Source organism: Candidatus Omnitrophota bacterium, from assembly GCA_028693815.1.
In the GTDB taxonomy this organism is placed as follows: Bacteria; Omnitrophota; Gorgyraeia; order Zapsychrales; family Aceulaceae; genus Aceula.
The window spans coordinates 20,146-31,605 of the sequence record JAQUUP010000023.1 but is presented as its reverse complement, the minus strand read 5'-3'; the positions used below and the strand labels follow the sequence as shown (position 1 = coordinate 31,605).

General features: G+C 37.1%; 7 protein-coding genes. All 7 read right to left on the bottom strand.

Going from position 1 to position 11,460, the window contains the following annotated elements:
• Nucleotides 1-1,318 (bottom strand): hypothetical protein (locus tag PHY73_07155; GenBank protein ID MDD3375478.1); only part of this gene is annotated, 1,318 nt, incomplete at its 3' end.
• 269 nt (nt 1,319-1,587) lie between these two features.
• On the bottom strand, nt 1,588-2,034 hold the full coding sequence (locus PHY73_07150; GenBank protein ID MDD3375477.1) for a glycine zipper domain-containing protein: 447 nt from the start codon (nt 2,032-2,034) through the stop codon (nt 1,588-1,590).
• A gap of 210 nt (nt 2,035-2,244) precedes the next feature.
• Nucleotides 2,245-2,958, bottom strand: a complete 714-nt coding sequence (locus PHY73_07145; GenBank protein ID MDD3375476.1) for a cytochrome c biogenesis protein CcdA — start codon at nt 2,956-2,958, stop codon at nt 2,245-2,247.
• A gap of 139 nt (nt 2,959-3,097) precedes the next feature.
• Nucleotides 3,098-6,658: a pyruvate:ferredoxin (flavodoxin) oxidoreductase gene (gene nifJ / locus PHY73_07140; GenBank protein ID MDD3375475.1), complete on the bottom strand. Its 3,561-nt coding sequence runs from the start codon at nt 6,656-6,658 to the stop codon at nt 3,098-3,100.
• A 193-nt stretch (nt 6,659-6,851) separates the two neighbouring features.
• Nucleotides 6,852-8,471, bottom strand: coding sequence for a phosphoenolpyruvate carboxykinase (ATP) (pckA, locus tag PHY73_07135; GenBank protein MDD3375474.1), 1,620 nt, complete (start codon nt 8,469-8,471; stop codon nt 6,852-6,854).
• Between the two features lie 176 nt (nt 8,472-8,647).
• On the bottom strand, nt 8,648-10,843 hold the full coding sequence (locus tag PHY73_07130; GenBank protein ID MDD3375473.1) for a von Willebrand factor type A domain-containing protein: 2,196 nt from the start codon (nt 10,841-10,843) through the stop codon (nt 8,648-8,650).
• Nucleotides 10,830-11,417, bottom strand: a complete 588-nt coding sequence (locus PHY73_07125) for a sigma-70 family RNA polymerase sigma factor (protein ID MDD3375472.1) — start codon at nt 11,415-11,417, stop codon at nt 10,830-10,832. The genes PHY73_07130 and PHY73_07125 overlap by 14 nt, the downstream gene beginning before the upstream one ends.
• Nucleotides 11,418-11,460 lie beyond the last annotated feature (43 nt).

Sequence of the window (11,460 nt, the reverse complement as noted above, 5' to 3'; positions counted from 1 at the left end):
CTCCTACCCATTCATCAGAATCGATAATTCGCCCCTTACCCATTCTTTTAATCTTCATTTCTTTCCCATCTACCGTGATCATAGGCGACGACAAAGCAACCTGAAAATTTGTATTTCCATCATCTCCAGCAATATGCCGTTCCTGCTCTATTGTCGGAAAAGAAACCAATATCATTCTTGATCCCACCTCTTTTGCAATATCCATGCCTCCTGAGAAATATTTGCGCGGAATGTTCTTCTTTGTATATTGGTCGTATTCAGGCTTGATATAATTGTAAGCACCTTTTTTGTAGGCTTCTAAATATTGCTGGTAAATTTTTTCCTTAATTCCTTGTTCGTCAAGATCCAATCCTTTAAGCTTGTTTTGATCCACATAAATCTGGCCAAGCAAGCTTTTCTTAAGGGTCTTTTTAAACCAAACCGCTAAAATTAACGAATGATAAACTTGTCGAAGAGATGCAAAATTCTTGCCCTGATTCACTTCTTTTTCAAGCTCAGGAATAACAATTTCACGAATGATTTCTTTAGAGAAATCAGAAGGTGGAGAATGGACAATGGAAGCTGGATTGTTTAAATTTGTGGTATTTTTTGTATCCCTATGCTCTTGTGTCTTTGTGTCTTTTCTATCTTCTGTCTTCTGTCTTCTATCTTCTTGTCTCGCTAAGTAGTCAGTCTCCAACATCACCTTCAAACTTGCTTCTGCCACAAAAACCATATTCCCATGCTCATAGACCGCAACTTTGTCAGGCATGATCCAAACTTTATTAAATGTATCAATCGGGATTTCTGTGGTTCCGTAAGCTTCATATGCTTTTTTATAAATCTTATCCCAAAACTTTTTGCCCAGCTGATCCTCTGGATAAATCAGAGAAGCTGTGATTTGTTTCAAAATATAATCTTGAGCCAATAAATCTCGGCCGATGTCTGTTTGAGCTAAAGTGTCAGAGATGATGCGGTTTTCTTCGTATGGAGAAAGATTGACCCAAAGATCTTCTTCTGGTGTGGTTAGAGACGCGAGAAAATATTTGATCATTTTTTCCGCTTGGATTTTAAGCTCTTCACCTTTTAGATTATCGTCACCATCATTAACAATAAAATCAATCTGCAATGGATTTTCAGGATAAATTTGGATCCCTGTCAAAAGCGCAGGATTATAAACAGGACCTAAATGAACTAAAGATCCTGGAGAAGGCAAAATATTTAACGTTTGTGCAAAACCCGGAACTGGAATAATAAAGTTTGTAAAAAAAGTTGCGACAACTAATAGAGACACGACCTTACAAAAACAGCCTTGCCTTTCTCTTTTGAAAGTCAGCATGCACTTACTCCTCTATTGTCCGTGGCAATTAAACAAATATTTGATATGATTTTTTGATATTCTGTATAAACAAACGTTTTTGTGAAAACGCTTTTATAAAAGATAGCATATTTCTAGGAAAAAACAAGGGATGATAGTGATTTTATGGCATCATAAACACATACACAGGAAGGTCTTATGCCTTTACAAAAATAAATAGTGTGAAAACCATAAAAAATGCCCTTTTTTGATAAAAAGGGCATTTTAAAACATTTTTCTATGTATAAATTCTAGCTACCAGAAACCATATAAGTAATAACTCTTTGGTCAACTCCCTTATCTTCAAGATATTTGATAGTCTCAGCATCTATTTTATATGAAGATCCTGATGATTTAAGCTCATCAACAATAACCTCTGCCGGAACACCTTGCTCTGTCAAATCAACAATTTTCATAATTGGAATACGGCCTGATTCTGTCTTTTCTGTGGGCTGTTGCGCTGATTGCTTGCTATCGATACCGCTTCCAACGGTACCTCCACCGATAGCGCCAACCGCACCGCCAATCAAGGCTCCTTCAACGCCATGGCCTGATTGATGACCAATCACGCCTCCGGCAACAGCTCCTAAGAGCCCGCCCATGCCAGCTCCTTTTTTAGTATTCTCACCCACAGATTCACACCCAACAAGAATTGTAACAAAGATACAAACAGCTAAAAATAAACTGATTCTTTTCATAAACACCTCCAAATAGAAATTAACAAATAATAATAAACAAATTACAAACAATAAAAAAATTACAAAAAACAAAATTGAATTAAAATTTTAAAAAAGCAAGTCAAAATCCAACAATTTAAAATTTGTACATTGTATATTGGAATTTATTTGTCATTTGTATATTGTATATTGTTATTTTAATTAAAAGTTAAAAAAATAATATTCATGATTTTAGGAAGAAATACAGCAAGGCGGTGTACCTGCTGAAAAGAATCCAAACAAAACAATCGCCTTAACAAAAAAATAAATAGCAGCTAAAAACAATATCAGGGCAGATATTTGCTTAATTCGAAAGAGCCATTTTCCTGACTTTGGCAATTTTGCCAAAAGACCGGTAAACGTCCCGACAAGAATCAAAGAAAATCCCACCCCATAAGAAAAAACAAACAAAAGACTAAAAGAATGAATCCAATTTTGTTTTGACGAAACATATAACAAGATTGTTCCTAAAATTGGCGCTGTGCACGGGCTGACAACGAGCCCAGAAACCATGCCGAATAAAAACACAGCCCACAAATTCCTGGGCTTTAATTTTCGTTTAAAATTCTTTCCAAATACCGGGATCGAAACAACATCTAACATCACAAGTCCAAAAAACAATAAAGCAAAAGAAACAAAAAGAGGCACAAAAGGGCTTGTTTGAAAACTTCCAAAAAGACGACCCGTCAAAACTGCCAACATGCCAAAGCCAGAATAAGTAATTGCAAGGCCTAGCACATAAATAAGAGAAGCAACAAATCCTCTTAATTTTGTACCGCTAGTATTGACCCCGGCAATGAAGCCTGCTGTAATCGGCATCAAAGGATAAATGCATGGGCTAAAGCTAGCCACTACGCCTGCCCCGAAAACAATAAAATAATCAAAAAGATTACCAGATAATTCCATAAACGTATTGTATCATTCTTTTTATTTTTAAAAAGCGAATTATCAACTCTTTGAATTACACCGATAACAAAAAAGAAATGGGGCCCCCGAAAATATTTTCGGGGGCCCCTTAACAAACAAAAAGTAATTTAACTAAAAATTACTGCTCGTTTTTCTTTGGCACAAACGCATCTGATGCCATAGCTTGATAAGTCGCCCACTTCTCATTTACATCTTTTTGTGCTAGCTCCATTAATCTCTTTGCTCTTTCCGGATCACTCTTAAAAAGTGCCTTAAATCGATTTTCTTTCATGGCATATTCTTCAAAAGGAATCTTTGGTGGTTGAGAATCTAGAACAAGCGGGTTTTTGCCCTCCTCTTTTAAAAGAGGATTAAATCTAAACAATGGCCAATACCCAGAATTTACAGCATCTTTTTGGTATTGAAGGCCTTCTGTCATATTAATACCATGAGCAATACAATGACTATAAGCAATAATTAATGATGGTCCTGGATAATGCTCAGCTTCCAAGAAGGACTTAACCGTATGCTCATCTCTTGCTCCCAGGGCAACGTTAGCGACATAAACATTGCCATAACTCATGATCATCCGAGCCAAATCTTTCTTTGGTCCTGGTTTTCCAGCTGCAGCAAATTTAGCAATCGCACCTCTTGGAGTTGCCTTAGACATCTGCCCACCCGTGTTCGAATAAACTTCTGTATCAATAACCAAAACATTGACATCGAATCCAGACGCGAGAACATGATCAAGCCCACCGTATCCAATATCGTAAGCCCATCCATCTCCACCCATAATCCAAACGCTCTTTTTAACAAGCGTATCAGCAACGCTTAAAAGCTGCTTAGCTTCAAACGAATCGTCATTCTTAATTTTCTCTTTTAACGTTTCGACTCTCTCCCTTTGCTCGGAAATATCAGCTTCTTCGGTTTGATTAGCCTGAATAATAGCTTTAGCTAAATCACCGCCAATTTTTGATTCAAGCTTTTTAACCAGCTCGCAAGCAAATTGCTTTTGCTTATCAATCGCAAGTCTAAATCCTAAACCAAATTCAGCATTATCCTCAAACAAAGAATTTGACCAAGCAGGTCCTCTGCCTGCACTATTTTGAGCCCATGGCGTTGTCGGAAGATTCCCTCCATAAATAGAAGAACATCCAGTTGCGTTCGCAACGACCATGCGGTCACCAAAAAGCTGACTAACCAAACGCACATACGGCGTCTCACCACATCCCGCGCAAGCTCCAGAGAACTCAAACAATGGTTGCAAGAATTGAGCCCCTCGAACCGTTGTCTTAACTTTATTGCGATCAACATAAGGAATTGTATTGAAGAAATTCCAATTCTTAACTTCTTGCTCGCGTAATGGCGGCTGTGGATGCATATTAATCGCCTTAAGCTCTGCATTTTCTTTAGACTTCGCAGGACATGCAGTAACGCAAAGCCCACAACCTGTACAATCTTCAGGAGCAATTTGAAGAGTAAACTCCATACCAGCTAAATCTTTATCTTTTGCAGGTACATGCTTAAACGCTTCTGGCGCACCTTCTAAACTTTTTGGATCGTACACCTTGGCACGAATAACCGCGTGAGGACAAACAGCGCTACACTTTCCGCATTGGATACAAACTTCTTTTTCCCAAACTGGTATTTGAAGTGCAATATTTCTTTTTTCCCATTGGGTTGTCGCAGTTGGAAACGTTCCATCGCATGGAAACGCACTTACAGGAAGATCGTCTCCGCAAGCAGCCATAATCTGCGCTGTAACTTCTCTGACAAACTCTGGCGCTTCCCCTGAAACAATAGGTGGAATATCAAGAGTGCTTGTAACCTTATTTGGATATTCAATTTTGTGCATATTCTCAATGGCCTTATCAACAGCGTTGTTATTCATCTCAACAATTTTATCGCCTTTTTTGCCATAAGCTTTTTTGATTGCTTTTTTGATTTCTTCGATCGCTTGTTCTTTAGGAAGAACACCTGAGATAGCAAAAAAACATGTCTGCATAATTGTATTAATGCGTCCACCCATGCCAGTCGCATCTGCAACTTTATAAGCATCGATTGCATAAAATTCTAATTTTTTATCAATAATTTGTTTTTGAACTTGTTTTGGAAGACTGTCCCAAACCTCATCTTTTCCATGATAGCTATTAAGCAAAAATACACCACCATCTTGAAGATGACGCAAGATATCATATTTCTCAATAAATACAAGCTGATGACAAGCTAGAAAACTTGCGCGTGTGATCAAATATGGAGAATGAATCGGATCCGGCCCAAAACGTAAATGCGATACAGTCATGGCTCCGGCTTTCTTAGAATCATAAACAAAATAACCTTGTGCATAATTATCCGTGTTCTCGCCGATAATCTTGATTGAATTCTTATTAGCCCCAACAGTTCCGTCGGATCCTAGACCATAAAATACAGCGCGCACACCTTTTGGATTTTCTGTTGAGAATGTTGAATCATATTCAATAGAAGTATTCGTCACATCATCATTAATACCAAGAGTAAAATGATTTTTTGGTTTATCTTTAGACATCTCATCCAAAAGTCCTTTAATCATTGCAGGTGTAAATTCTTTAGAAGACAAACCATAGCGTCCACCAATAACTTTTGGCATTTGTTTAAACTTAGGAGCACCTTGCTCAACAAGCGCATTAATTACATCCAAATAAAGCGGCTCACCGCCAGCCCCAGGCTCTTTTGTTCGATCTAAAACAGCAATTGTTTTAACTGTTTCAGGTAAAGCATCTACAAAATGCTTCATAGAAAATGGCCTGTAAAGCCTTACTTTTAAAACACCAACTTTCTCACCTTTCTTCATTAAATAATCAACTGTTTCATGAGCTGTTTCAACGCCAGAACCCATCAAGACAACGATCTTCTCAGCGTCCTTTGCTCCAAAATATTGAAACAATTCATATTTTCGCCCTGTCAATTTCTCAAATTTTTTCATCGCTTGATCAACAATATCAGCACATTTATCATAATAAGGATTAATCGCCTCGCGCGCTTGAAAAAACACGTCTGGATTTTGAGCTGTTCCTCGAAGAACAGGCTTTTCTGGCGAAAGAGCACGTGCTCGATGAGAAAAAACAAAATTATCATCAATCATTTGCTTAATAATTTCATCTTCCACTTTTTCAATCTTCGTCACTTCATGCGAGCTTCTAAAACCATCAAAGAAATGAAGAAATGGAATTCTTGATTCAAGCGTTGCTGCGTGTGCAATCAAAGCCAAATCCATAACCTCTTGATTAGACCCAGAAGCTAACATGGCAAATCCTGTGCCACGCGTCGCCATAACATCAGAGTGATCACCAAAAATTGAAAGAGCATGAGTTGCAACAGATCTAGCTGCCACATGAAACACAGTTGATGTTAGTTCACCTGCAATCTTAAACATATTTGGAATCATCAACAAAAGACCTTGAGATGCTGTAAAAGTGGTTGTCAGCGCACCTCTTTGAAGAGCACCGTGCACAGCGCCGGCAGCACCGCCTTCGCTTTGCATTTCCTGAACAAGAGGAATCGTTCCCCAAATATTACTCTGACCATTCGCAGCCCAAGCATCCGACAATTCACCCATACCTGACGATGGAGTGATTGGATAAATTGCAATAACCTCGCTTGCCTTAAACGCTACATGCGCTGCAGCTTCATTTCCGTCAATCATAATTTGCTTCTTTGCCATCTTTTACCTCTTTCTTATTAAAGATTCTAAATAAAACTCAAAACACTAAATACAAAACTCAAAATAAATTTAAAACCTAAAACTCGAAATCAAAAACACTTTTTTATTCTGATAATTTGAGTTTAAAACTTTTAGTTTTAACCTTGTTTCGTGCTTCGAGTTTCGAATTTCGAATTTCGAATTTTATTATTTTCTAAACCTTTGGTCCACCCTTTACCGAGATTTCTTTTCCCTTATCATTTGTTTCAAATTTCTTAAAATTTTTAACAAACATTTCCGATAATTCTTTTAACGTCTGATCATAATCCTGTTTATCAGCCCAAGCATTACGCGGATTTAAAACATTTTCATTAACATTTTTTAATTTCTTTGGAATTTTAAAACCAAAAATTGGAAAGTCTTCAAACTCTGCGTTTTCAATGCTGCCATCTAAAATCCCATCAATAATAGCACGCGTTTCAACGATGTCCATTCTTTTTCCAACACCGTATTTTCCACCAACCCATCCAGTGTTAACCAAATAAGCCAAAGAACCATGCTGCTCTATCTTTTGGCCTAGAATCTCCCCATACTTTGTCGGATGAAGCAATAAAAACGCCTGTCCAAAACAAGATGAAAATGTCGCTTGCGGTTCTTTAACGCCAAGCTCGGTACCAGCAACTTTAGCCGTATAACCACTTAAAAATTGATACATCGTCTGCTCTTTAGTCAATTTTGCGACTGGAGGCAAAACACCATAAGCGTCGCATGTCAAAAATATAATTTTTTTAGGATGTGTCCCAACTGATTTTGGCTTAACAATCTTTTCGATATGATCAATCGGATACGATACACGTGTATTTTGTGTTTTTGCTGACGATGAAAAATCAACATTCCCATTATCGTCAACAACAACATTTTCTAAAAGCGCATTTCTTTTAATCGAATGATAAATTTCAGGTTCTTTTTCTTCTGAAAGATTAATACATTTTGCATAACATCCACCCTCAAAATTATAAATGCCATGGACATCACACCATCCATGCTCATCATCCCCAATTAAAAATCTTTTTTCGTCAGCAGAAAGAGTTGTTTTTCCAGTCCCTGAAAGACCGAAGAAAAATGCTGTGTCTCCATCTTTACCAGCATTTGCAGAACAATGAAACGATCCAATTCCATCAAGTGGCAAATAATAATTCATAATTGAAAAAACACCTTTTTTAATTTCTCCACCATACCATGTGCCAAGAATAACCGCCATTTTCTCACCAATATTAAACGCAGCCCCAACCTCAGAATTCATACCATGATTTTTATAATCTGGAAAAGTAGCTTTGCATGCATTAAAAATAACAAAATTCGGTTCAAAATCTTTTAATTCATCTTCAGTTGGTCGAATAAACATATTTTTGAAAAAATGCGCCATCCATGCAACCTCTGTAACTAAACGCACACAAATACGATTTTCTTTAAAAGGACCACAGAATCCATCAACCACATAAAGCTTTTTGCCACTAAGCTGATTAATTCCAATCTTCTTAAACTCAGCCCAAGTCTCTTGGCTCATACGGCGATTATCTGAACCATTATCTCCGTCTTTCCACCAAATATTTTTGAGAGAAAAAGGTCCTTCTGCGATATATTTATCTTTTGGAGAGCGACCTGTATATTTTCCTGTATCAACCGAAACAGCACCAAAATTAGTCAACGTTGCTTTTTCATAACCTTCAAGCGCAGGATTCATCTCATGCTGAAAAAGCTCTTCGTAAGATAGGTTGTAAAAAACTTCTTGTACATCTGTTATGCCGTATTGGGATAGATCAATCTTTGCCAATTTTTCTCCTCCTAAAAAATTAATAATGCAAAACTAAATAATTAAAGAATTATAGCACGATTGAAATAAATTTAAAGGATTAAATCTTAAGTGTTTACATGCCTAAAAAAATCTGCGGAGGCCTACTTTTGCCCCCGCAGAAAAAAATACACCAAAAAACGTATTTATTCAGCTATCTATTCAGCTATCTTCTGATCAAGCTGACCCTTGAACTGAATACCGCCTGAAGATGTATTATCTAAAGACTCAGCAACTTCAACAAGCTCAATAAACTCTTGTCTGTATCCATAAGCATCTTTACCTTTAGCAGCTTTAGCGTTATTTAAAACATTTGAATAAGATGCTTTAGCTTTATGCTCTGAGTTGCGTAAAAGAAGTCCAAACTCAGCAACAGCTGCTGAAAACTGAAGATTTGCTGATGAGCTTATTTGATCAAAATCTTCTTTTTTCAAAGGTTGCTCAATTAACTGACTTTTATCGCTATCTGGTTTTTTATATCTTAGCTTCACAGTCAGAACTTCAGAGCTAGCGTTAACTTTTGTTTGCTGATATTTTAAATCATCAACATTGCCAAACTCTTCAACTGAATCTGCTGGGACAATTTCATATAGAGCCGTAACTGTATGGCCTGCACCAAGCTCTCCAGCATCTTTGGTGTCATCATTAAAGTCTTCTTTGGCTAAAATACGATTTTCATACCCAATCAATCGATAAGCTTTAACAAAAGCCGGATTGAACTCAATTTGCAATTTAACATCTTTAGCAATAGTAAATAATGTTGAACCAAGCTCCTTAACTAAAACTTTATTCGCTTCTTTGATCGTGTCGATATAGTAAAAATTACCATTGCCTTTATTGGCCAATTGCTCCATTTTAGCATCTTGATAATTTCCTGTTCCAAAACCCAAGACAGTTAGAAAAACACCATCTTTTCTTTTTTCTTCAATCAATCGGATAAGCTCTCCGTCGCTAGAAACACCTACATTAAAATCCCCATCTGTAGCTAAGATAACTCTGTTGTTTCCATCTTTAATAAAATGATCTTTGGCAATTTTATACGCTAGACTAATTCCAGCGCCTCCAGCTGTTGACCCGCCTGGCTGTAAATATTCAATAGCGTTAAGAATCTTTTGTTTATCAGAACCTTTTGTTGAATCAAGAACAAGACCAGCATTACCCGCATAAGTGACAATCGCAACCCTTTCATTGTCTCCTAACTGTTGAACAAGCATCTTAAAGGCATTTTTTAATAAAGGTAGCTTGTTTGGCTGACTCATCGATCCAGAAACATCGATCAAGAAAACAAGATTACTTGGTGGAAGATTTTCTGAATCCAAAGACTTGCCTTGAAGTCCGATAGAAACTAAGCTATGATCCGGATTCCAAGGACAAACAGACCCTTCTAAATTAACCGAGAAAGGATCGTCACCTTTAGGTTGCGGATAATCATAACTAAAATAATTAATCATCTCTTCAATGCGCACAGAATCTTGTGGCGGCATTTGATTACTAGTTAAAAATCTTCGCAAATTACTATAAGAAGCAGTATCAACATCAATCGAAAATGTTGATAATGGATTATCTGCAGATTTTAAAAACTCATTTTCGTAAATGCGATTGTAGCCTTCTCTATTAAATGATTCTCCTCGATAAATCTCTGATTCTTCTATAACGATTGGCATTGGCTGAACATGATTTAAGGCAAGTCCATAAGTTGCACCTGCAGAATAAGACATGCTCCTATCTCTTTTCATTAAGCGCCCATTCACGCCACCAGACAAATCTGACCTAGCAGATCCTAGCTCATTTAAAACTAATCCTTTCTGAGCTAATCCTATGCTTTTCTTTTGATCAGAAATCGATCTAGCATAATAAGGCTCATATTGCCCTGCAACTGTAACAAACCGTGCTTTAGTTTTCACTCCTGCGACAACATTAGGCATTGTTGTTACATTGTTAGACTTTTTCGCTTCTTCCCAATTTGTTAAAAGACGAGAAGATGAAATGTCATCTGTCGCCCCTCGTAATTGGCACACCATGCCTCTCTGAAGATATTTCTGCGTAACCACAACACATAACAACATCACAACTAATACACCTGCAACTTTTCGAGTTTTTATATTTGTTTTCATTTTAAATCCCTCCTTTTTGCGGGCTTGAAATTTATTTTCAAACCTCTGTTCTAAATCGGGAGAGGGATTTTCATCACTCCAAGCTTTAAGAAGTGACGAAAGCTTTTTAAGCTCTTGAATTTCTTTTTGACAAGAAGCGCATTCCTTTAAATGAGCATCAACGACAAGCTTTTCTTTTTCCGTTAATTGCCCATCAAGAAAAGCAGATAATAATTTTCTTATTTTTTTATGTCCGATCATTTTGGACCTCTTTCATTAAGAATGCTAACTTTTTTCTTAAACGCTGTCTTGCACGGAAAATAAGGATTTTAACTTTTTCTAAAGAACATTGCATAATCTGACTAATCTCCTCATAGCTCATATTATGGTATTCACGTAGAATAATCACTTCTCTTTGGGAAAGGGGTAGACTATTCACGGCCATTTGAACAAAAGAGGAAGTCTCTTTTTCTTCGGAAAGTCTTTCTGGGCTAAAGGTAACATCCGGAATGTCCCTTTGCTCAAAATCGTTTGTTTCTTTAGATCTTATCCAGAAAGAAAAAAGTCGGCTTTTTTTGCGTATTCTTGATATGCAAGTATTGCGGGCAACAGTATAAAGCCAAGTAGAGAACTTGCCTTCAGGCCGATAGCTATCTTTTTTGACAAAAAGCATCAAAAAGATTTCACTTATAATGTCTTCAGCTTCGGCTCTTTCCTTTAAAATGCGCAAAGCGTAGTTGAAAATCGGCTTTTTGTAGCGAACAAAAATCACTTCTAGCGCCTCCTTTTGCCCTTCTTGATAATCAAGCATCAACTGTTCGTCAGTTCTATTCATCCTTATTTTCCCTCTCCCTACTCGTATAACGCTTGAAGGCACT